Genomic DNA, 22874 nt, shown 5'->3' on the forward strand with positions numbered 1-22874 from the left:
TACTGCAGGGGGGACCCTGTGGGAGAGTAGGACGCCGCCGAACAATCATTCAGAAAAACCCCCATCCGGTATCCGGATGGGGGTTTTTCGCATTTTCGGACCAGCCCACCGGCCCGGTGTTCCTGCAACCACCGGCAGGTGGTCCTAGGTCTACCCCGGATTTGGGGTGTCATGGCCAGTGTGGGTGGCGGACGGTTCGTGAACACTGATGGACGACGATCGGTACCGGCAACAGGAGCTTCCCGTGACAACAGCGAGTCGTACGAGCGGCACGTCCGTACGTGCTCAGGCCCAGGCGGCCTTCGTGGCCGGCGGAGAGGGGCTGGCGCGGCTGGGCGTGGTGGTGGCCGCCGCGGTGCCGGGGGCGGTGCTGCCGGTGGGCGCCGCGGTCTTCGCGGGTGTGCTGTCCTTCCAGTTCCTCCAGCGGTTCGGCCTGGAGGTCTTCGGCCCCCTGCTGGTGGCCGCGGCCGTCGGCGCGGTGGTGGCCGCCGCCAACGTCCGCCGCACCGCGAACCGGACGCGCGGGCTGTTGGAGCGCTGGTTCGGCGTCCGGCTGCCGGCGAGGTACGAGCCCATGCCGGGGCTGGAGATGGACGGACGAGGGCACTGGTGGACGGGCTACTCGTACCACCGGTCCCGGGCGGTGGCGAAGTACGCGCAGCTGGTCCACTGGGGCCTGCGGGACCGGACGACGCGTGCCGAGCTGACCTGGCTCGGCGTGAACCCGTTCCTGACGCTGGCCCTGGCCGGGCCGGTGGTGGCGCTGCTCGTGCTGGGCGCGGCCGTCATACTGGGCGGGCCGGTACCGGCGGACGGGTTCGGCCCGCTGAACGGGCGCATGACGTCGGCCCTGTTGGGCATCGTGCTCGGGGCCGCCATGGTCGTGGCCGGGATCCTCGTGGCACCGCTCGCGGTGCGGACGTACGCGGAGGTGGCCCGCCGGATCCTGGACCAGGAGGGCCGGGCGTCGCACGCGCAGCTGACGAGGCGGGTGGCCGAGCTGACCGAGACGCGGGCCGACGCGGTGGGCAGCCAGGCGGCCGAGCTGCGGCGGATCGAGCGCGACTTGCACGACGGCGCGCAGGCGCGGCTGGTGGCGATCGGGATGACGCTGGGCACGATCGAGCACCTGATGGAGACCGACCAGGAGGCCGCGCGCGAGCTCCTCGCCGAGGCCCGGCAGTCCTCGGCCCGGGCCTTGCAGGAGCTGCGGGACCTGGTCCGCGGGATCCACCCGCCGGTGCTCGCCGAGCGTGGACTGGGCGACGCCGTACGGGCGCTGGCACTGGACGGCGCCCTGCCGACCGAGGTGTTCGTGAGCGTGCCGGACCGGCTGCCGGCCCCGGTCGAGGCCGGCGTGTACTTCAGCATCTGCGAGCTGCTGGCCAACGCGGCCAAGCACTCGGGCGCCGAGCAGGTGTGGGTGGACATCCTGTACCGGGCCGGCTTCCTGCGGGTCACGGTGACGGACGACGGCGTCGGGGTGGCCGATCCCTCCCGGGGGACCGGACTGCGCGGAATCGAGAAGCGATTGGGTACCTTCGACGGTGTCCTCGCCATCGACAGCACGTCGGGCGGTCCCACCACCATCACCTTGGAGTTGCCGTGCGAGTTGTCCTCGCCGAGGACCTCTACCTCCTTCGCGAAGGTCTGATCAGGCTGCTGGAAGCGCACGGGTTCACCGTCGTCGCGGCGGTGGAGACCGGGCCCGAACTGCTGGAGGCGCTGCTGGCGCACCGTCCGGACGTCGCGGTGGTCGACGTCCGGCTGCCCCCGACGCTCACCGACGAGGGGCTGCAGGCGGCGCTCAAGGCTCGTCGGGAGATCCAGGGCCTGCCCGTCCTGGTGCTGTCGCAGCACGTCCAGCAGCTGTACGCGCGGGAGTTGCTGGCCGACGGCACGGGCGGGATCGGCTACCTGCTGAAGGACCGGGTGTTCAACGCGGGGCAGTTCATCGACGCGGTCCGCCGGGTGGCGTCGGGCGGGACGGCGATGGACCCGGACGTGATCGCCAAGCTGATGCAGACCACCTCACGCCGGCCGGGCCCACTGCTGCGGCTGTCCCCGCGTGAGCGCGAGGTGCTGGAGCTGATGGCCGAGGGCTGTTCCAACTCGGCCATCGGCGCGCGGCTCTCGGTGAGCGACGGTGCGGTGGCCAAGCACATCGCCAACATCTTCAGCAAGCTCGAACTCGCCCCGGACGAGGACGCCAACCGCCGGGTGCTGGCCGTGCTGACGTACCTCAACGGGACGGCGGCGCAGAGCGGCTGACGGTGCGGCCGGTACCGGTGGGCGGGTCGCTCCGCACCGCTGCCCGGTTCCGTTCGCGTCGCACAGTGACACCCCAGGCTGTGGAAACGCTTAAACAGGTGTACGAGTAAACTCCGGTGGGCCGAGCCCGGAGGTCGCTCGACCGTCCGGCGGCCCGACCAGCGGGACCCGGCAGTCGAGGCAGCGTACGGCCGCAGCCGACATCCAGGGGTTGATAGACGTAATGGCACGCCCAACGCTCACCAAGGCCCATCGCGGCCTGCTCGGCCTGGTCGCGGCCGGCGCCTTCATCATCTCGGGCATCGGCTTCGCGGGCTCGTACAACGCGGTGCGCGAGCTGGCGTTGGAGAAAGGTTTCGGCGCCTTCTCCTATGCCTTCCCGATCGGCGTAGACGCGGGCATCGTCGTGCTCCTGGCACTCGACCTGGTGCTGACCTGGCTGCGGATCCCCTTCCCGATGCTGCGGCAGACCGCCTGGCTGCTGACCGTCGCCACCATCGCCTTCAACGCGGCCGCCTCCTGGGGCGACCCGCTCGGCATGGGGATGCACGCCGTCATCCCGGTGCTCTTCGTCGTCGTGGTCGAGGCCTCCCGCCACGCGGTCGGCCGGATCGCGGCGATCACGGCGGACCGCCACATGGAATCGGTCCGGGTGATGCGCTGGCTGCTGTCCCCGGTGCCGACCTTCCGGCTGTGGCGGCGGATGAAGCTCTGGGAGCTCCGCTCCTACGACGAGGTCATCCGCCTGGAACAGAACCGGCTGGTCTACCGGGCGCAGCTGCGCTTCCGCTACGGCCGGGGCTGGCGCCGCTCGGCGCCGATCCAGGCGCTGCTGCCGCTCAAGCTCGCCAAGTTCGGCGTGCCGCTGGACCCGGCGCTGCTCGACCGGCTGGACGACGAGGGCCGCGAGCGCGAGGCCAGGGAGACCCCGGCGGTGGAGCAGGCCGCACAGGAGCTCCCGCTCCAGGACGCCGCTGCGGCCGCCATCGCCCCGGCGACGGCCGCCGCGGTCGCAGCCCCGGCCGCGGTCGCGCAGGCCGCCCCGGTTGCCGCCGCCACCGCGGCGGTTCAGCCGCAGCAGCTCCGGCACCCGCAGCAGGAGGCCCAGGCGCCCGCGGCCGCAACTCCCGCAACTCCCGCCGCTCCCGCGACTCCCGCGCCGGCCCCCGCGGCTGTCGCGCCGATGCCCGCCGAGGTGGCCGCGCCCATGCTGGCGAAGCTGGCCGCCGTCCGGCTGCGTGCCGCGCAGGAGCCGGCGGAGGCACCGGACGAGGTCCCGCCGCCGCGCGGCGAGGAGCTGAACGTCTGGACCGAGCGCCCGGTCCGCACCACCGGCCACCCGACCGACGCCGCCCCGGGTGGACGGGTCCCCGGCCAGGCCTCGCCGTGGTTCAAGCCCCCGCGTCCGGTCGCCGAGGAGCCCGTTCCGGCCCCCGCGCCGCAGCAGCAGGGTGCGCCGTCCCCGGGGTCGGAGCAGGCGGCCCCGGTCGAGCAGCCGGTTCCGGCCGAGGAGCCCGCCCAAGCCGAGCAGCCCGAACCGCGCCCGGCGCCGGCCCGCCTCGACCTGGACCTGGTCTACGAGGCCCTGGTCTCGTACATGGACAGCAACGACGGGCGCCAGCCCGATCCCCAGCGCCTGGCCGCCTGGCTGACCAGCGAGTACGGCGTCACGGGCAACGCCCCGGACGGCTCGGTCCACCCCAAGGACGTCGCCGACCTCTACCCGAAGCTGCACGAGCGCTACGCCGCCGCCGGGAGGGACTGACCGCCAGCGCCACCGTCCGGCGCTCGGTCGGCCATTGACGCCCGACCCCGCCGGAGCTACCTTCGCCTCAACAAATTGTTGAAGCGCTGGTTCGGCATGGAGGAGTGCGGATGTCGCAGGTCGAGGTCGAGGTCGACGGAAACGGGCCGGCGGACGGGGCCTCCTTCTCCACCGGCGCCCGCGCCGCCGTCGAGGCGCTGCTCGGCCCCGTCGACGCCGAACTGGCGCGCCGCTACCCGGGCGACTCCGGGACCAGGCAGCCGGTGCACACCGTCTACGTCCCGGCCGACACCTTCGGCGCCGACACCGTGCGCGCATGGGGCCGCCAGGCCCTGACGGCCTTCGACACCCACGCCGGCACCCCCGCCGAGCTGGCCCGCGCCCTCGGCGTCGCCGACGACGCGCTGCTCGCCGACGTGCACGCGCGGGTGCGCGCCAAGCTGGCGCGCGAGCCGATCGAGGACCTGCGGATCGACTTCGAGGACGGCTACGGCCCCCGCCCCGACGCGGAGGAGGACGCGGCGGCCGTCCGGGCCGCCGAACTGGTCGCCGCCGCCGTGGCCGAGGGCGGCGCCCCGCCGTACGTCGGCATCCGGATCAAGTGCATGGAGGCGCCGGTCCGCGCCCGCGGCATCCGCACCCTGGAACTCTTCCTGGCCACCCTCCTGCGCCACGGCGGCCTCCCGGACGGGCTGGTGCTGACCCTGCCCAAGGTGACCTATGCCGAGCAGGTCACCGCGCTGGTCCGGCTGCTGGAGGACTTCGAGCACCGGGCCGGGCTGCCGGCCGGCCGGATCGGCTTCGAGATCCAGATCGAGACCACCCAGGCCGTCCTCGGCCCGGACGGCCGGGCCACCGTCGCCCGGATGATCGAGGCCGCCGAGGGCCGCGCCACCGGCCTGCACTACGGCACCTTCGACTACAGCGCGGCCTGCGGCGTCAGCGCGGCCCACCAGAGCATGGACCACCCGGCCGCCGACCATGCCAAGGCGGTCATGCAGGTGGCGGCGGCCGGCACCGGGGTCCGGCTCTCCGACGGCTCGACCAACGTCGTCCCGACCGGCTCCACCGAGCAGGTGCACGCCGCCTGGAAGCTCCACCACGACCTGGTCCGCCGGTCCCTGGCCCGCGCCTACTACCAGGGCTGGGACATGCACCCGGCCCACCTGCCGACCCGCTACGTCGCGGTGTACTCCTTCTACCGGGAGGGCCTGACGGCCGCCGCCGCCCGGCTCGCCGCGTACGTCGCCAAGACCGGCGGCGACGTGATGGACGAGCCCGCCACCGCCCGGGCGCTCAGCGGCTACCTGCTGCGCGGCCTGGACTGCGGCGCCGTCGACCCCGCCGAGGTCACCGCGCTGACCGGCCTGGACCGCGCGCGGCTGGACGCCCTGGCCGGCCGCTGATCCCCGGCCCGCGCGCGGGCCGGCCCGTCGGTGGCGGTCGCGAGGACCTCGGCGGTCGATCCCCCGCCCGCGCGCCCGCCCGCGCGCCCGGCCGGATCCGGGCGAGGCTCTAGGCTGGCGGTGCCGCCCCGGCGACCCCGGGGCGCGCGCCGCCAGTCGTCGCCGTTCCGGGGAGAAGCACCGCGTCATGTCCGCCACGCCGGAGCCCACCGCCAGGCCGTACCTCACCATCCGGCGGGCCGGCAGCCACGAGACCGAGATCAAGAAGTCCCGGTTCATCTGCCACCTCGCCCGGGTCGCCGACGAGGAGGAGGCCCAGGCCTTCATCGCCGGGATCCGCAAGCGGTACTGGGACGCCCGGCACAACTGCACCGCCTTCGTGGTCGGCGACGAGCAGCGCCGCGAGCGCTCCAGCGACGACGGCGAGCCCGGCGGCACCGCCGGGGTGCCGATGCTGGAGGTGCTGCGCCGGCGCGGACTGACCGACACCGCCGCCGTGGTCACCCGGTACTTCGGCGGGATCAAGCTCGGCGCGGGCGGCCTGGTGCGGGCGTACGGGAACGCGGTGTCGGAGGCGGTGGACGAGATCGGCCTGCTGGAGCGGCGGCCGGTCGCGCTGCTCGCCGTGACGGTGGACCACGTCCGGGCCGGGCGGGTGGAGAACGACCTGCGGGCGGCCGGGTACGCGGTGAGCGGGCTGTCCTACGAGGCGTCCGGGGTGCGGATCGAGGTGGGGGTGCCGGAGCCCGGGACGGCGGCCTTCCACACCTGGCTGGCCGAGGCGACCGGTGGCGGCGCGGTGGCGGTCCCGGCCGGTCGCACCTACGTCGAGGTACCGGTCTGAGCGGTGCCGCGCATAGCCCGCGCCCGGCGCCACGCGGAAGACGGCTTGAACAGATTCACCCGAACGTAGGGTCATGGCCCGGAGTTGGAACTTCCGCTCCGGGCCGTGGCGTTTCCTGGGCAAGGATCCGGCGGAACCGGACGAAACCCATCGATGGAGGACACAGGACCCCACCCCGCACCACGGAGGTATGCGCATGACCTCAGACCGTTCGATCTCCGATCGCCAGAACACGAACCTCTCCACCGCGCCCCGTCCCCGCCCGCACACCGGTGCCGGCCTCCTCGGCCACCGCGGCCCCGCGACGCCCTACCGGATGACCGTCACCACGGCCCTCCCGCACGCCGAGGCCGTCGCCCTGGCCGACGAACAACTCGCCTCCTGGCTCAAACAGGAGGGCTTCGAGGAGCCCCCCGCACACGACGCCGGCGCCGGACCGGCCGGCGCCCCCGGCCTCGCCGAGCGCCTCCGCCTGGGCGACCGCGTCCTGCTCGACCGCGACCACGGCCCGCTGCGGGGCGGCCCGGGAGCCGGCCGCTACGACCGGCGGCGGCTGCGGACCCCGGCCCCGCACGGCACCCAGCAGCTCACGCTCACCGTGGCCACCGACACCGACGGCCCCACCTGGGTCCGGCTGGAGGCCGAGACGCACAGCACCGGCAGCGGGGTGCGGACACCCTGCCGGGTGCCGGTGCCCGAACTCGCCCGCCGGCTCCTGCCGTTGCTCGACGCCACCGACGGCCCGGCCGCCGTCCACCCCGCGCTCCGGGTGGTCACCGCCGACGAGGTGGACGCCCTGATCGACGAGTTGTGCGACCCGGAGCGCAGGCTGCCCACCGTGGTCGCCAGCGTCCCGGCGAACCTCCCGCTCGACCACTGGGTCGCGGACGTGGTCGGCCCGCTCTGCCACCAGCTGCCCGGCCTCGCCACCGCCTACGTCCTGGACCCCGGCGCCCGCACCGGGTTCAACGTGGCGCTGGAGTACCACAGCGTCTACGGCGGGGCGGTGCGCACCTACCTGCCCGAGGTCGACCCGGCCTCCCGGCAGGACGGCGCCCGACACCCGGTGCTCGCCCGCGGCCGAATAGAGCAGGATCCGCGCCGCGCCGCCGGGTTGCTCGCCCGCGAGCCGCGCCGCCTCGCCGCCGACCAGCCGCTGCCGCCGCCGCTGGCGGCCGTCCCGGTGCTGCGCGTCCCGCCGCCGCAGCTGCGCCGGGACGCCGGCCGGGCCGCCCCGGGAGCCGAGCCGCCCGCCGCGCGGCCGGTGGGGGAGCAGGCCACCGAACTGGCCGTGCTCGCCCGCGAGGAACAGCAGGACCGGGCCGAGCAGCAGGCCAGGGCCGACGAGCTGGAACGGGCCCGGCACACCCTGTGCCTGGAGCGCCGCGACCACCGCGACCGGGGTGAGCGGGGCCAGAACCGGGAGGGCCACGAGGCCCGGGACGGCGGGCACGAGGGCCGCCTCCGCTCCGGTGTCCGATCCCTGACCGGCCGCCACTGCACCACGTCGGGCATCGGCCCGGCGGTCGGGCCGCACCCCGCCGGCCGGCCCGCCGAGCGCTGCGGCAAGCCCGAGACCTTCACCGAACTCCTGGCCAGACTGGGCGAGTTCCCGCTGCTCTCCTTCACCGGGGACCAGAAGACCGCGCTCGCCCTGGACGAGCTCCGGTGCACCGGCGCCGGCTGGGCCCGGCTCGCCTGGGACGGCCTGACCGCCCTCCAGGAGTACGCCGAGGCGGCCGTACGCGGCGCGGCCGGCGGGGACTTCAAGCAGTGGTGCGAGCACACCCCGGAGGGCTGCCACCGCTTCCCGCCCCGCAAGGCCGTGCGCGGGGAGTCCAGGACGGTGTTCAGCCACACCAAGTGGAAACGCGAACGGATGCTGCCGGTGCCGGAGTGCGTGGACGCCTCCAGGCGCGCGTTCATGGGCGCCCACCTGCGGATCGGCGGCGGCCGTACCGCGCCCCGGCTGCACTACCTGGACGACTGCTCGGGCAGTGGCCGGATCTACGTCGGTTACATCGGTCTGCACCTCACCAACACCCGGACCAACTGACCGGCTTGGCTGACCGCTGCGCCCGTTCGGTGGACAATGTCCGGCAGGGGGTGGGTCCGCGGGTTCGCCGACCGCCCCGGGCAGGCGCCGGACGAGCATGGGGGAACGACGACCGATGCAGCACTCAGCAGACGGCCGGCCCGACGGCACCGCCACCGTCCGGGTCCCCCGACCGGGTTTCCTGGCCTCGGTCTTCCGGGACCTCGGCGCCGAGGTCCCGGAGCCGGACGGCACCGTCACCGGCCGCCCCGGCGGGGGCCCGGTCGGTGACGGCCCGTCCGTCCCGGGCCAGGCCCGCCCCGTCGACCCGACCGGTGCCGACCCGGCCTCCGGCGGTCCGACCGGCGCCGACCACGGCAGCGCCCGTCCGAGCGGCACCGACCCGACCGGTGCCGGCCCGACCGGTGCCGGCCCGACCGGTGCCGGCCCGGACGCCGCCGAACCGGGCGGTGCCGGCCCCGGCCCCGGCCCCGGGGACCACGACGAAGCCGTCGCCGCGCACGCCCGGGCCGCCGCCCTGACCCACCACCGCACGGTCACCGTCCAGGCCGAGCACGACCGGCTGGCCGACCTGCTGCGGCGCTCCGCCCTGCCCGTCTCGGCCATGGACTTCGAGAGCCAGCTGCGCCACTACGCGCCCCGCCCCTACCCGGCCGACGGCCCCGGCGCCGACACCGCCGCGACCGAGGGACCGGAGCCCCGCTGGGCGGACTTCGCGCCCGCCGAACCGGCCGCGGCCGATCCCGAGGCCGCCCCGTCCCGCCGCCTCCTCGACTCCGGCTACCAGCGCGAACTGGCCCAGGCCCGGCTCACCCACCAGCGAGCCCTGCGGGAGTGGCGCACCCGCCGGGCGGAGGCCGGGAGCCCGGCCGCCGACGAGTCCCGGCGCGCCCATGAGGCGGCCGAGGAGGCCCGCGCCCGCGCCGTGCGCGAGTACAACGAGAGCCTGGAGGAGTGCCGCCGGGCGTACCGACTGGCCGAACCGGCCGCCGTGGAGTCGCTGCTGGAACGAGCGCTGGCCGCCGCCGAGACCGCCACCCAGGACCTGCCCGCCCCCTGCCGGGCGGTGTTCCGCCCGCTCACCCGCACCGCCGTGCTGGACCTCGACCTGCCGCCGCTCGACCTGGTGCCCTCGCTCACCGGCTACCGGCTCGCCCCGGACGGCGACATCGTCCCGGTGCCGCGCCCGCCCGCGGACCGGGCCACCGACTACCTGCGGCTGGTCGCCCGGCTCGCCCTGCGCGCCCTCCAGGCCGCCGACGCCGTCGACACCGACGAGATACTCGCCGGTGTGGTCCTCAACGGCTGGCTGCGCGAGCCGGGCACGGCCGAACCGCTCTGCCTGGTCAGCGTGGACGCCGACCGCGACGCGCTGGCCCGCACCCGGCTGCTGCCGCCGGAGACCCCGTACGAGGACCACGACACCGAGGGGGTCTACGCGGACGCCGAGCGGGACGAGGCCCTCGTGCGGCTGCGCCGGCTCGACGCCGCGGTCACCCCGGACCCGTACGACCGGGTGGGCGTCCGGCCCGCCGCCCTGGCCGGGGCCGCCGTACCGGCCGCGCCTGACCTGTCCGCCAACGAGTTCGCCCAACTGGTGCGCGACCTGCTCACCCGGGGCGGGCTCGCCGAGTGGAGCGTCCGGCTGCGCGGCCCGGCCGGGCTGGTCGCCACCGGCGAGGGCGCCCCGGGCAGCGCGTTGCCCGGCCGCTGGGTGGTCTGGGCCTCCCGGGACGACGAACCGGTCACCGCGGAGCAGATCGCCACGCTGGCCGAGGCGGTCCGCGAGGAGTCCGCCGAACGCGGCCTGCGGCTGACCACCGGCCGCTTCGACGACGAGGCCCTCGACCTCACCGCCGAGGACAGCCACCGGCACATCCACCTCGTCGACGGCGACGGCGTCCGCGAACTCGCCCGCACCCACCTCGGTCTACCGCTGACCGCCGGGCGCTGACGCCTACCGCCTACCGCTGACGCCTACCGCCGTCCGCTGGGCCCGTCCCGCCGTCCGCTGGCCGCACCACCTGCGGATCACCCCGACGGCCCATCCGGCGGGCGTCCCGCCGCGCCCGGACCGAGGCTGGGGAAACGGGCCCCGGTCGGCTCCGGCACCCCGGCCGACAGGCCTCGAACGGGCGTCCGGTACGGTCGGCGGTCGGCCCGGCCACGGGCGGACCCCGGGGGGAGAGGAATGGGCAGAGCGCTCGGCAGACCACAGGACGGCACCGGCCATCCGGCCGCACCCGCGGCGGAGGCGGCCCGATGACCGCCGTCCTGGTCGCCGCCGGGGCGTTCCTGATGACGTTGATCGGCGGCTTCGTCGCCCAGCGCACCGGTGACCGCCGCCACCTGGTGCTCGGCTTCGCCGCCGGACTGATGCTCGGCGTGGTCGTCTTCGACCTGCTGCCCGAGGCGCTCCACCAGGCGCCGGGCGAGGTGCACGGCGTGCCGCAGGCACTGCTGATGTTCGCGGCCGGCTTCCTCACCATCCACGTGGTCGAACGCGCGGTCGCCATCCACCGCGGCCACGAGGGCGAGTACGCCGAGCACACCCACGGCCACGGGCACGGGCACGCCCACGACACCGGACGCCAGGGCGTCGGACTGACCGCCGCGCTCGCCCTGGTCGGGCACAGCGTGATGGACGGCTTCGCGATCGGCGCCGCCTTCCAGGCCGGCACCACGGTCGGCACCGTGGTGGCCATCGCGGTCGTCGCCCACGACTTCGCGGACGGCTTCAACACGTACACGATCACCCGGCTGTACGGGAACAACCGGCGCCGGGCGCTGACCCTGCTCGCAGCGGACGCGCTGGCCCCGGTGTCCGGCGCCGCGATCACCCTGGCGTTCACCATCCCGGAGCACCTGCTCGGCCTCTACCTGGGCTTCTTCTCCGGCTTTCTGCTCTACCTGGCGACCTCCGACATCCTCCCCGAGGCCCACAGCCCGCACCCCTCGCGCAGCACCCTGCTGTGCACGCTCGCCGGGGTCGGCTTCATGTGGCTGGTGATCGGCCTCGCCGTCTGAGCCGGCCGTCCGCCCCGGCCGTCCGGCAGGTCGTTCCGGCCCCGCCGTTCCGGCCCCGCCGTTCCGGCCCCGCCGTCCGGGCCCGTCGGACGTCGGCTACGCCCGCCCCTCCGCTGCCCGCCGCCGCTCCTCCAGGCGTCCCCAGCCCTCCCGCATCGAGGCCAGCGCCTCGGTGATGGCCGGCCGCCGGGAGGCCTGGGAGCGCCAGAGCGCGAACACCCGGCGGCCCGGCTCCGGCGTCACCCGGCGGGCCGCCACCCCCGGCGGCAGCGGCCCCCGCCCGAGCTTCGGCACCAGGCCCATCCCGAGGCCGGCCGCGACCAGCGCGATCTGCGTCTCGAACTCGCCGACCTGGTAGCGCACGTCCGGTTCCTCGCCGGCCTCGCGCAGGGTGCGGACCAGCCAGTCGTGGCAGATGTTGCCCGGCGGCACGCTGATCCAGCGCTGCCCGCACAGCCGCTCCACCGGCACCGGGTCGAGCGCGGCCAGGTCGTCGTCGGCGGGCAGCAGCAGGTCCACCGGGTCCGTCCCGAGGTCCAGCCGGGACACCCCGTTCTGCACCGGCAGCGGCACGGTCGGCCAGTCCTGCACCAGCGCCAGGTCGACCTCGCCCCGGGCCACCAGCTCGGCCGCCGGGTACGGATCCCGTTCCAGCAGCCGGACGTCCAGCTCCGGGCAGCGCCGCCGCAGATCGGCCAGCACCCCGGGCATCAGCCCGCGCGCGCCGGACGCGAACGCGGCGACCAGCAGCCGTCCGACCGCCTGGCCGCGCTGCTCCTCCAACCGGACCTCGGCCTGCTCGACCAGCCCCAACACGGTCTGCGCGGTGGCGGCCAGCTCCCGCGCCGCGTCGGTCAGCACCACGCCCCGGCCCTGCCGTTCCAGCAGGACCGTCCGGGTCTCCCGCTCCAGCTTGGCGATCTGCTGCGAGACCGCCGAGGGCGTGAACCCGAGAGCCGCCGCCGCTCCGCCGACCGAGCCGTGCACCGCCACCGCGTGCAGCGCCCGCAGGCGCCCCAGATCCATCATGCAGCAATCCTAAAGTGTCTCCTTCAGTATTCATCGCTGGTGCTACACGGTCCCGCGCCGCGATGCTCGACCCATGACCGGGACACCCGCCGCCGCGAGCGGCGCGAGCACGAGCAGCACAGCCGGCCGCACAGCCACCGGCCCCAGCCGCACAGGCCGTACGGACACGGGCCGCACAAGCCGCCCGTCCGGCGCGAGCATGAGCGCGTCCCACATCGCGCTGGCCGTCCTGGTGGCTGCCGTCTGGGGACTCAACTTCGTGCTCATCCACGTGGGCCTCGACAACTTCCCGCCGTTGCTCTTCTGCGCCCTGCGGTTCGCCGTCGTCGCCGTGCCGGCGGTCTTCTTCGTCGGCCCGCCCAAGGTCGCCTGGCGCTGGGTGGTGGCGGTCGGCGTGGTCCTCGGGATGGTCAAGTTCGGGCTGCTCTTCCTCGGCATGCACGCCGGGATGCCGGCCGGCCTGTCCTCCCTGGCACTTCAGGGGCAGGCCGGCTTCACCGCCCTGTTCGCCGCCGTGCTGCTGCGCGAACGCCCCGGCGGGCAGCGGCTCCTGGGCCTGGCGATCGCCTTCGCCGGCATCGCGCTGAGCGCGTACGCGCAGGGCGGCGGCGGCCCGCTGGGGGCCTTCGCCCTGGTCGTCCTGGCCGCCGTCGCCTGGGGGCTGGCCAATGTGCTCACCCGCAGGGCCGCGCCGCCGGACGCGCTGCGCTGGATGGTCTGGGTCAGCGCCGTCCCGCCGCTGCCGCTGCTGGCCCTGTCCCTGCTGGTCGAGGGCCCGGAGGCGGACCTGCGCGCACTGCGCGACATCACCCCGGCCGGGCTCGGCGCGATCGCCTACGTCGGGCTCGCCTCCACCCTGCTCGGCTTCGTGGCCTGGAGCTTCCTGCTGCGCACCTACGACGCGACCGCCGTCGCGCCCTACTCGCTGCTGGTGCCGGTCTTCGGGATGTCCTCGGCCTGGCTGCTGCTCGGCGAGCCGGTCGGCCCGACGTCCGCTGCGGCCGCGCTGCTGGTGATCGCCGGGATCGGGATCACCGCGCTGCGTCCGGGGGGCACGCGGAGGGCCGAGGGCAAGGGCTAGCGGCGTGGCGGCCCGGCTGCGAGGAAGCGGGCCTCGGCGGAGCGCAGCACCCGCAGCAGCACCTCCTCGTCGGCGGGGCTGACCTCCCCGAAGTACTCCTGCGCCACCTCGTCCCGGACCTGCCCGATCCGCTCCACGGCCGCGCGGCCGGCCTCGGTCAGCAGGATCCGCACGGCCCGCCGGTCGGCCGGGTCGGGGCTGCGTTCGACCAGGCCGGCCTCCTCCAAGGCGTCGACCACGGTGGTGGCCGAGCGCGGTGCGATGTGCAGCTTCTCGGCGAGGTCGCTCAGCCGCATCGCGTGGTCCGGCGTCTCGCAGCCGGGCACGTGGGCGAGCGTGCGCAGGGCCCGGGCCTGGCCGGGGGTGATGCCGTACGGCTCCAGCCGCCAGCCGGTCTGGCGCCGGATCCGCTTGATCGCCCGGGTCATCGCGTCCGCCAGTTCGGCGGCGCCGGCGCCGGCGGGGGGACCGGCGGGCGAGGGGGCGCCGGCGGGGGAGCCGGGGAGCGGGTCGGAGGAGGAGTGCGCCGGGTCGTCGGTCGGCGTGGTGGTCATCGGCGCTCTCCTCGGCTGGGGTCCGGCCAAGCGTAGCGACCGGGCCGGGGGCTCCCGGTGGTCGGGCGGTGACGGCCGGAGAAATATGTTGAGCTTAGCTCAGTATCTGCGTTAGCGTAGGTCCGAGTGAGGGGGCCCTAAGTTCCCTCCCCGACTCTGGAGGGCCCATGCCCATTTCCACGGCGCGCGTCGCCACCGACCGTCCCGGCCGCTACGCCAAGCAGCTCGCCGCCCACATGGGGCGCAAGATCGAGGCCGCCTACTCCGACGAGACCGGCCGGGGCACCCTGGTCTTCGGCGCCGGCACCGCCACCCTGGAAGCGCAGGCCGACGCGCTGCTGCTCACCGTCGAGAGCGAGCGCGAGAACCTGCCCGGCCTGGAGGACGTCGTCGGCCGCCACCTCGTCCGCTTCGGCGCCCGCGACGAACTCGTCATCGAATGGCAGCGCGACAACGGCGAAGCCGGCCTGGTTCACCGCAACGACGACCCCGAGGCCTGACACCCCCCGGCACCCGGCCCGGGCACCCGCCGGTCGAGCGGCCGGTCGAACGGCCGCGGCATCCACCGGTCGAGCGGCCACAGCACCAGGACGGCCAGGCACCAACTGGCCACCACGTCCAGCAGCCAGTGGAAGTCGCTCCACACCAGCCCCGCACCCACCCCGAGCGCCAGCACCGCCGCACCCGCCGTCAGCCCCCGCGCGGCGCGCGGACCCATCGTCCGCGCCAGCAGCAGGGCCGCCACCCCGTACGAGACCGCCGCGGTCGCGGTGTGCCCCGACGGGTACCAGCCCCACTGCCCCGGCAGCAGCGGGTCGCCGAGCGGGCCCGGACGGCCGAACGCCGACTTCGCCGGGACCACCAGCAACGGGATCGCCCCCGCCGCCAGCGCCGCGACCGGCAGCGGCAGCCACCAGCGCCCCACCCCGGCCCGGCGCCACCGCCAGGCGGCCAGCGCACCGGCCAGCAGCAGCACCGGGATAGCCGGCACGCTGCTGCCCAGGTCCGACAGGACGTGGCCGAGACCGTCGGGCAGTTTGGTCGGGAGGTCGTGGCGCGCCGTGTGCACGGCCCGGCGGACCCAGCGGTCCAGCCCCAGCAGCGGCCCGTCCACCGCCACCTGCAAGGACACCACCAGCAGCACCACCGCGGCCGCCACCGGCACGGCCGCCGACCGCACGGCGTGTGCGGTACGAGTGGCGAGGGTGGCGCGGGTGGGCGGGGATCCAGGACCGGACCGGTCCGGGAGGTCCGGATGGTCCGGGCGGACCGGACGGGCCGGGAAAGCGGACAGCCGCCCCGGAGCAGGGGGGAGAGCTCCGGGGCGGCTCTGATGATCGCCGTTCCGTGCGCCCCGGGGGGTGTGGGTCGGACGGTCGGTCGATCGGCCTTCGGTGTGCGCCGCCCCTCCCGGGGCGGCCTGGTTGTCCTCGCGAGGCACCCGCGGACCCGCCCCCGGGGAACGCCCCGCGGATGGCTCCGCCCACGGCTGAGGCTCGCTGTCCATCTGCGATGACACTACGTCAACAGCCTTTCCGCGCCGAGCGCCTTCAGCGATTCCGCACATCATCTTCACCCTGCCCCGGGCAGCCCCTCCACAGCCCCCGGGACACTCCACACACGGCAGGACACAACCGAACGGCCCGTGCGGACCAGAGGTCCCCACGGGCCGTTCAGCGCTGTCCGGACAATCCCTCCGGAGGGGGTTCACGACCTGACGGGCGACACCGCTCAGACGGCGGTGAAGGCACCCTCCAGGATGTCCAGGCCCTCGTTCAGCAGGTGCTCCGGCATGACCAGCGGCGGCAGGAAGCGCAGCACGTTGCCGTAGGTGCCGGCGGTCAGTACCACCAGGCCCTCGGCGTGGCAGGCCTTGGCGATGGCCGCGGTGGCCTCCGCGTTCGGCTCCTTGCCGCCCGGCTTCACCAGCTCGATGGCGATCATCGCGCCGCGGCCGCGGACCTCGCCGATGATGTCGAACTTCTCCTGCATCGCCCGCAGACGGCCCAGCATGACCTCGCCGATCCGCTGCGCCTTGCCGACGAGGTCCTGCTCCTTCATCGTCTCGATGGCACCCAGCGCGGCGGCACAGGCCACCGGGTTGCCGCCGTAGGTGCCGCCCAGGCCACCCGCGTGCGCGGCGTCCATGATCTCGGCGCGGCCGGTCACCGCGGCCAGCGGCAGACCGCCGGCGATGCCCTTGGCGGTCGTGATCAGGTCCGGGACGATGCCCTCGTCGTCACAGGCGAACCACTGGCCGGTACGGCAGAAACCGGTCTGGATCTCGTCCGCGACGAACACGATGCCGTTCGCCTTCGCGAACTCCACGATCGCCGGCAGGAAGCCCTTGGCCGGCTCGATGAAACCGCCCTCGCCCTGGATCGGCTCGATGATGATCGCGGCGACGTTCTCGGCGCCGATCTGCTTGTTGATGATCTCGATCGCCTGCGCGGCGGCCTCGGCGGCACAGTTCTCCGCACCGGTCAGCCAGCGGTACGGGTAGGCCACCGGCACCCGGTGGATGTCCGGGGCGAACGGGCCGAAGCCCTGCTTGTACGGCATGTTCTTCGCCGTCAGGCCCATGGTGAGGTTCGTGCGGCCGTGGTAGCCGTGGTCGAACACCACGACGGCGGTGCGCTTGGTGTAGGCGCGGGCGACCTTCACCGCGTTCTCGACCGCCTCGGCACCCGAGTTGAACAGCGCCGTGCGCTTCTCGTGGTCACCCGGGGTCAGCTCGTTCAGCTGCTCGGCCACGGCCACGTAACCCTCGTACGGGGTCACCATGAAACAGGTGTGGGTGAAGGCGGCCAGCTGCTCGCTCGCCCGGGCCACCACGGCCTCGGCGCTGTTGCCGACATTGGTCACGGCGATGCCGGAGCCGAAGTCGATCAGCGAGTTGCCGTCCACGTCCTCCAGCACGCCGCCGTTGGCGCGGGACACGTACACCGGCAGGGTGGTGCCGACGCCGGCCGCCACCGCACCCAGCTTGCGGGCCTGCAGCTCCTGCGACTTCGGACCGGGGATCGCAGTGACCAGGCGGCGCTCCTGCGGGAGCGGCGTTGCGGCGCTCATGGGGTTTCTCCAGACTTCTCGGCTCGGTGCTTCGCAGGCTACGGCCGCCCTCCCCGACCGGGCATGCGCCACTCGGTAGCAGTGCGCCGTCCGACTTGTCCGGCACGGCCAGCACCGGTCGCACGACTACCCGCAGACCCCGCTCCACTACCCTGAGCGCGGGCGTGTCACCGATACGGCGGCATGGGTATGGCGGCACCGACGGCGGTCGGGCCGGCGGGCGAGGGAGCGGGGCCGTACATGGCACAGGACGGGTCACACCACCACGTCGATCACACCACCACCAGACCCCCGACCCCCCTGCCCCACCAACGCCCCGGCACCACCCCCTTCGACCTCCCGGCGTGGGTCGCCGTCCCGCGGCCGGAGGCGCCGCCGGGAATCTTCCGGCAGGGGTACAAGCGGACCGACCCCACGGCGGCCGAGGAAGCGAAGGTTCCTACCGGGCAACTGCTGTGGCGTGCCGCGCTGAACCTCGTCGCGACCGTTGCCACGTACTACATCGGCACATTCGTACTGGTGTGGGCAACGGGGCTTCTCGGCTGGTTCGCCGGGACGTCGCCGGAGCAGTTCAACACTGTGCAGGTTCTCATCAACCTGGTGACCATCGGCTGCGCGGCCGCGGTGTTCTGGCGTACCGGTCGGTGGCAAGAGGTCGGCCGTCGGTTCCTGACACGTACCGGGTGGCGGAAGAACGTCGCCCCCGTCCTCGCCCGGGCCATCACGCACGAGGGACCTGGCCCGGTCAGGCCCCGTATGGACTCCGAGTCGGCACCGACCGCTGATCCCTGGACCGCCCAACGGACGGGTGGGGCGTCGTCGGCGGCAGAGAAGTTGGATCAGGCGACGGCCGGAGACGTCGACTACGTCCGGATTCAGCGTGCCTGGGAGTCGGCTCAGTCGGATGCCGTCTTCCTCCCCGCCTTCGTCGACCAGGTGCTCGCACGAGGCGCTGCGGCTTTCTCGCACCCGTCGGAAGCCCGGGACCTGGCGCCCCGGACGGCATGGCACGACCTGTTGCTGCAGCAGGTGCGCCTCGGTACGACACAGGACGTGGTGAAGAATCCGCACGGCCATCGGTCGACCGGGTTCGCCTTGGACCCCACTGTCCTGGGGACGTCGTTGCTTGCCGTCGGCCCTGCGGGGACCGGTAAGACAGCACGACTTGCACGACCGGTCACGGAGGCCTTGTGTCTGCAGACACTGGCCGGAACGGCCTGCGTGGTGGTGGTCGGAGCATCCGACGCGGATCTCGGTCCGGATGCCTGGTTCGACGTGGTGATCGCTCCGGGTGAGCCGGGTTCCGTCTACGGGCTGGACCTGTACGGTGCGACGCAGGACCCGGACGAGGCCGCTGCCAGGCTCGCCGACGCGCTACTGCCGGACGAGCTGATCGCGCGCGCGGAGAGCGCCCGGACGACCCTTCAACAGGTGGTCGGGCCGTTCCACACTGCCTATGGGCGCTACCCGGGCGTTCGTGAACTGCGGGCACTGCTCTCCGGAGAGCCGGAGACGATGGAGCCGCTCGTCAAGGCTCTTCGCGCAGCAGGTCGACTGCCGGTTTATGAGCGGGACCTCGACTTCCGGCAGCGGCAGCAGGATCGCGCCGATGATCCGGGGGTCCTGCTGGCGGATCGTCTCGGACTGCTCGACCGCCCGGCATTCACAGGGGCGTTCGCCACGGACGGCACAGGTCGCCTGCCCTTTGCCATGCGCGCGCTCGATCACCCACTCCGTGTACGGGTGAAGCTGCCCGAGCGGAGTCACCCCGAGGCGGCCCGGATCCTCTCGCGTCTTGTCGTCGGACAGTTCGTCATCGCGGCGGCGTCCCGTGAGGACCGTTCGCTGTTCGCCGGCCTTGTCGTGGATGACGCGTCTGCCGCGTTGGATGCGAACACCGTCCGTGGTCTTCAGCGAATGAGAGGCTCCAACGCGGGTGCGGTACTCCTTCTTCGTACCTTGATGGACTTGCCGGAGGCCTTGAGGACTCCCCTGTTCGGAGCCGTGGGCTGCCGGATGGTCTTCCCCGGCATTGCCCCGTGGGACGGGAAGTTCTTCTCCGAGGCCTGGGGTACGCACGTTGTCCACGAAACGGTCGTCACCCACACCCCCGACACGTCCGGTGGGGTCATCAAGCGGGCGGGGCGGGTCGGGCGGAAGGCGTTGTCGGGGACGACGGCGCAGACGGAGTCGGTGACGACGCGGGAGGTGGAGCGGTTGCGGTGGTCGCCGTCGGATCTGGCGCACGCGTTGCCGGCGGGGCATGCCGTGGTGTCGTTGACGGCGGTGTCGGGGGAGCAGGTGCCGCCGTTGCTGGTGGATCTGCGGGGCTGAGCCGGGGGCGTTCGGCGGCCTGGGGCGGAAGTCGCCTTCGAGGTGGATTCGGCAGTGCGGGTTGTCCGGGGCGTCCATAATGAAGGGGAGAGACCCTCACCAGTCCCATGTCCCTCTCCTCGCCCGGTCGCAATGGCGCGGTCAGGTCGATCCCCCCGAAGGTGCCATGCCCCCCACACTCGCCTCCGTTGTCCGCAACAGTTCGCTCCATCTGACGGTCCTGGCCGGCGCGGACCACTTGGAGCGGCCGGTCCGCTGGGTGCACACCAGTGAGCTGGACGACCCGACGCCGTTCCTGGAGGGTGGGGAGCTGCTGCTCACCACCGGTATCAAGCTGGGCCGTACGGCGGCGCGGTTGCAGGCGTACGTGCACCGGCTGGCCGATGCCGGGGTGGTGGGGCTGGGGCTCGGGGTGGGGCTGTCGCACACGGAGGTGCCGCAGCCGTTGGTGGACGCGGCGGCGCAGCGCGGGTTGCCGTTGTTGCGGGTGCCGGAGCCGACGCCGTTCATCGCGATCAGCAAGGTGGTGTCCGCGGCGTTGGCCGCGGAGCAGTACGAGGCGGTGACGACCAGCTTCGAGGCGCAGGAGGAGCTGACCCGGGCGGCGCTGGGCAAGGACGGTACGACGGCTGTGGTGCGTCGGCTGGCGGCGCGGCTGGGGGGCTGGGCGGCGCTGTACGACGGGTCGGGCGCGTTGTCGGTGGTGGCGCCGGACTGGGCGGCGCGTCGGGCCGGGCGGCTGGCGGCGGAGGTGGACCGGCTGCGTCGGCGGCCGGCGCCGTCGAGTGCCGCGTTGCAGGGGCGGGCGCCGGGGATAGACACGGCGGACGAGGACTACGTGGTGGTCCAGTCGCTGGGGGCGGACCGGCGGGCCCGGGGGTTCCTGGCGGTCGGGACCGAGGACCGGATCACGCCGACCGAGCGGTATGTGCTGAACGCGGCGGTGGCGCTGCTGACCCTCACGCTGGAGCGTTCGCGCGAGCTGCGGCAGGCGGAGGAGCGGATGGGCGCGGCGCTGCTGCGGATGGTGCTGGCCGGGGAGGTGGCGACGGCCCGGCAGGTGGCGGTGGGGCTGTTCGGCGGTATGCCGGAGGGGACGATACGGGTCCTGGTGGCGGGGGCCGGGGCGGCGAACGCGGATGCCGCGGAGGCGCTCGGGGAGTTGGGCGACCGGGCGGAGCAGGCGGGTGCCCGGGTGGGCGAGAAGCTGCTGGTGGCGCGGGAGGACGGCGCGCACGGGCCGCGGTTGATGGTGTTGGCGCTGGACAACGGCGCGGTGCACCGGGCGTGTCTGGGCGCGGTGGAGGAGCACGAGGGCCTGTCGCTGGGGGTGTCGGCGCCGGCCGCGTTGGAGGAGGCCGGGACGGCGCACGCGCAGGCCGAGCGGGCGCTGGCGGTGGCGTTGCGGGGTGGCCGCCGGTCGGTGGACCACGAGGAGGTCGGCGCGGGTTCGCTGTTGCCGCTGCTGGGGGAGGACGCGGTGACGGCGTTCGCGGAGGGGCTGCTGCGGCCGTTGCGCGAGCACGACCGGACGGCCCGTGGCGACCTGGTGGCCTCGTTGCGGGCGTGGCTGTCCAGGCACGGCCAGTGGGACGCGGCGGCGGCCGATCTGGGGGTGCACCGGCACACGCTGCGCTACCGGATGCGGCGGGTGGAGGAGTTGCTGGGGCGTTCGTTGGACGACACGGACGTGCGCATGGAGCTGTGGCTGGCACTGCGTTCCGGCGAGGAGTAGCAGCGAGGAGTGGGCGCCGGGCAGGCCGCCGGGCGGAGCGCCGGCCCGGAGGGCCCGGACGTGGTGGACGTGGTGGACGTGGTGGAGTGGCCTCGCCGTCGAACGCTCCTAGTCGGCCAATCCGGTGGGTGCGCCGACCCCCCTACCCTCGGGTTCTGGTCCCACGTCCGTGCGGGCCGTACGAGGACGAGGAGAGGGCCGGTACCACGGTGACCACCACGTACGATTTCTGGCTTGCCGGCCGCCGGGCGAGCGGTGACGCCGACTTCGAGGTGCACAACAGCTGGGACGGCCGTCTGGTCGGCAGGGTGAGCATCCCGACCGAGGCCCAGGTCGAGGAGGCGCTGGACGCCGCCGTGGCCGCGCTGCCGGTGTTCGCCGCGACCCCGGCGCACCAGCGTGCCGCCGCCCTGGACCACGTGGCGAAGCGGCTGGCGGAGCGGACCGAGGAGCTCGCCCGGCTGATCACCGCCGAGAACGGCAAGCCGATCAAGTGGGCCCGTGGCGAGATCGGCCGCGCGGTGTCGGTGTTCCGTTGGGCCGCCGAGGAGGCGCGCCGCACCAACGGCGAGACGATGCGGCTGGACACCGACCCGGGCGGCGTGGGCCGTTTCGCGGTGGTGCGCCGCTTCCCGCGCGGTGTGGTGCTGGGGATCGCCCCGTTCAACTTCCCGCTGAACCTGGTCGCGCACAAGGTCGCGCCGGCGATCGCGGTCGGTGCCCCGATCATCCTGAAGCCGGCCCCGGCGACCCCGCTGTCGGCGATGGTGCTGGGCGAGATCCTGGCCGAGACGGACCTGCCGGCCGGTTCCTGGTCGATCCTGACGGTGCCGAACGACCGGATGCCGGAGCTGGTGCGGGACGAGCGCCTGCCGGTGATCTCGTTCACCGGTTCGGACAAGGTCGGCTACCAGATCATGGACTCGGTGCCGCGCAAGCACTGCACCCTGGAGCTGGGCGGCAACGCTGCGGCCGTGGTGCTCGCGGACTGGTCCTCGGAGGCCGACCTGGACTGGGCGGCCACCCGGATCGCGATGTTCGCCAACTACCAGGGCGGCCAGTCCTGCATCTCGGTGCAGCGGGTGATCGCCGACGCGTCGGTGTACGACGCGCTGGTGGAGAAGGTCGTGGCCAAGGTGAAGGCCCAGGTCACCGGTGACCCGAACGACGACGCGACGGACGTCGGCCCGCTGGTCGACGAGAACGCCGCGAAGCGGGTGGAGTCCTGGGTGGAGGACGCGGTCGCCAAGGGCGCCAAGGTGCTGACCGGCGGCACCCGCGAGGGCGCGACCTACGCCCCGACGGTGCTGGCCGAGCTGCCCGGGGACGCGATCCTGGCCAAGGCCGAGGTGTTCGGCCCGGTCCTGTCGCTGCACCGGGTCGACGGCGTGGACGAGGCCTTCGCGGCCGTCAACGACTCGGCGTTCGGCCTGCAGGCGGGCGTGTTCACGCACGACCTGCAGACCGCGTTCCGGGCGCACCGGGAGCTGGAGGTCGGCGGTGTGATCATCGGCGACGCGCCGTCCTACCGCGCCGACCAGATGCCGTACGGCGGCGTCAAGGACTCGGGCGTCGGCCGTGAGGGCGTCAAGTACGCGATGGACGACTACACCGTCGAGAAGGTCCTGGTCCTGACCGGCCTCGACCTCTGACGGTCCGCAGAGCGACCGACGCGGGGCCCGGTTCGTCGAACCGGGCCC

General features: G+C 74.2%; 17 protein-coding genes. 13 read left to right on the forward strand and 4 right to left on the reverse strand.

Translation table 11 applies throughout. The annotated features are described in order from the left end of the window. Nucleotides 1–244 precede the first annotated feature (244 nt). From ACFQ6N_RS24315 to ACFQ6N_RS24350, 8 genes are all read left to right on the forward strand, one after another. Nucleotides 245–1654: a sensor histidine kinase gene (locus ACFQ6N_RS24315; protein WP_380652684.1), complete on the forward strand. Its 1410-nt coding sequence runs from the start codon at nucleotides 245–247 to the stop codon at nucleotides 1652–1654. Then, nucleotides 1606–2271 (forward strand): response regulator, encoded by a 666-nt coding sequence (locus tag ACFQ6N_RS24320; RefSeq protein WP_380652687.1) that lies wholly within the window; start codon nucleotides 1606–1608, stop codon nucleotides 2269–2271. The genes ACFQ6N_RS24315 and ACFQ6N_RS24320 overlap by 49 nt, the downstream gene beginning before the upstream one ends. 223 nt (nucleotides 2272–2494) lie before the next feature. Next, nucleotides 2495–4036 carry a DUF2637 domain-containing protein gene (locus ACFQ6N_RS24325; protein WP_380652689.1) on the forward strand — a complete coding sequence of 514 codons (1542 nt, stop codon included), beginning with the start codon at nucleotides 2495–2497 and terminating at the stop codon, nucleotides 4034–4036. Nucleotides 4037–4146: 110 nt separating this feature from the next. Next, a complete protein-coding gene (locus ACFQ6N_RS24330) occupies nucleotides 4147–5442 on the forward strand; it encodes a DUF6986 family protein (protein ID WP_380652692.1) in 1296 nt (431 codons plus the stop codon). A gap of 187 nt (nucleotides 5443–5629) precedes the next feature. Continuing rightward, nucleotides 5630–6286: a YigZ family protein gene (locus ACFQ6N_RS24335; RefSeq protein WP_380652695.1), complete on the forward strand. Its 657-nt coding sequence runs from the start codon at nucleotides 5630–5632 to the stop codon at nucleotides 6284–6286. A 196-nt stretch (nucleotides 6287–6482) separates the two neighbouring features. Beyond that, complete coding sequence (locus ACFQ6N_RS24340; protein WP_380652698.1) at nucleotides 6483–8342, forward strand: hypothetical protein; 1860 nt, start codon at nucleotides 6483–6485, stop codon at nucleotides 8340–8342. 115 nt (nucleotides 8343–8457) lie between these two features. Beyond that, complete coding sequence (locus tag ACFQ6N_RS24345; RefSeq protein ID WP_380652701.1) at nucleotides 8458–10296, forward strand: restriction endonuclease; 1839 nt, start codon at nucleotides 8458–8460, stop codon at nucleotides 10294–10296. A 308-nt stretch (nucleotides 10297–10604) separates the two neighbouring features. Further along, nucleotides 10605–11369 carry a ZIP family metal transporter gene (locus tag ACFQ6N_RS24350; RefSeq protein ID WP_380652705.1) on the forward strand — a complete coding sequence of 255 codons (765 nt, stop codon included), beginning with the start codon at nucleotides 10605–10607 and terminating at the stop codon, nucleotides 11367–11369. A gap of 96 nt (nucleotides 11370–11465) precedes the next feature. Here ACFQ6N_RS24350 and ACFQ6N_RS24355 read toward each other — a convergent pair whose 3' ends face one another. Next, entirely contained in the window at nucleotides 11466–12398 is a 933-nt protein-coding gene (locus ACFQ6N_RS24355) for a LysR family transcriptional regulator (RefSeq protein ID WP_380652708.1), read from the reverse strand. A 199-nt stretch (nucleotides 12399–12597) separates the two neighbouring features. On the opposite strand from ACFQ6N_RS24355, the gene ACFQ6N_RS24360 reads away from it, so the two are divergent. Continuing rightward, nucleotides 12598–13479, forward strand: coding sequence for an EamA family transporter (locus ACFQ6N_RS24360; protein WP_380652711.1), 882 nt, complete (start codon nucleotides 12598–12600; stop codon nucleotides 13477–13479). On the opposite strand, the gene ACFQ6N_RS24365 is transcribed toward ACFQ6N_RS24360, so the two are convergent. Further along, nucleotides 13476–14033: a MarR family winged helix-turn-helix transcriptional regulator gene (locus tag ACFQ6N_RS24365; RefSeq protein WP_380652714.1), complete on the reverse strand. Its 558-nt coding sequence runs from the start codon at nucleotides 14031–14033 to the stop codon at nucleotides 13476–13478. The two genes, ACFQ6N_RS24360 and ACFQ6N_RS24365, sit on opposite strands and share 4 nt — an antisense overlap. 167 nt (nucleotides 14034–14200) lie before the next feature. On the opposite strand from ACFQ6N_RS24365, the gene ACFQ6N_RS24370 reads away from it, so the two are divergent. Beyond that, on the forward strand, nucleotides 14201–14533 hold the full coding sequence (locus tag ACFQ6N_RS24370) for a DUF2218 domain-containing protein (protein WP_380652717.1): 333 nt from the start codon (nucleotides 14201–14203) through the stop codon (nucleotides 14531–14533). Here the strand turns inward: ACFQ6N_RS24370 and ACFQ6N_RS24375 are convergent. Both ACFQ6N_RS24375 and gabT read right to left on the reverse strand, forming a co-directional pair. Continuing rightward, on the reverse strand, nucleotides 14506–15213 hold the full coding sequence (locus ACFQ6N_RS24375) for a phosphatase PAP2 family protein (RefSeq protein ID WP_380652720.1): 708 nt from the start codon (nucleotides 15211–15213) through the stop codon (nucleotides 14506–14508). The genes ACFQ6N_RS24370 and ACFQ6N_RS24375 overlap by 28 nt on opposite strands. A 551-nt stretch (nucleotides 15214–15764) precedes the next feature. Beyond that, nucleotides 15765–17105 (reverse strand): 4-aminobutyrate--2-oxoglutarate transaminase, encoded by a 1341-nt coding sequence (gene gabT / locus ACFQ6N_RS24380; RefSeq protein WP_380652723.1) that lies wholly within the window; start codon nucleotides 17103–17105, stop codon nucleotides 15765–15767. 240 nt (nucleotides 17106–17345) lie between these two features. Between gabT and ACFQ6N_RS24385 the strand changes: the two genes are divergently transcribed. The 3 genes from ACFQ6N_RS24385 to ACFQ6N_RS24395 all read left to right on the forward strand — a co-directional run bounded on the left by ACFQ6N_RS24385 (nucleotide 17346) and on the right by ACFQ6N_RS24395 (nucleotide 22826). Further along, complete coding sequence (locus tag ACFQ6N_RS24385; RefSeq protein ID WP_380652726.1) at nucleotides 17346–19439, forward strand: ATP-binding protein; 2094 nt, start codon at nucleotides 17346–17348, stop codon at nucleotides 19437–19439. 166 nt (nucleotides 19440–19605) lie between these two features. Then, nucleotides 19606–21174 (forward strand): PucR family transcriptional regulator, encoded by a 1569-nt coding sequence (locus ACFQ6N_RS24390; protein ID WP_380652729.1) that lies wholly within the window; start codon nucleotides 19606–19608, stop codon nucleotides 21172–21174. A gap of 209 nt (nucleotides 21175–21383) precedes the next feature. Further along, nucleotides 21384–22826, forward strand: coding sequence for an aldehyde dehydrogenase family protein (locus tag ACFQ6N_RS24395; protein WP_380652732.1), 1443 nt, complete (start codon nucleotides 21384–21386; stop codon nucleotides 22824–22826). Nucleotides 22827–22874 lie beyond the last annotated feature (48 nt).

It is taken from the genome of Kitasatospora sp. NPDC056446 (assembly GCF_042796115.1).
Taxonomy (GTDB): domain Bacteria; phylum Actinomycetota; class Actinomycetes; order Streptomycetales; family Streptomycetaceae; genus Kitasatospora.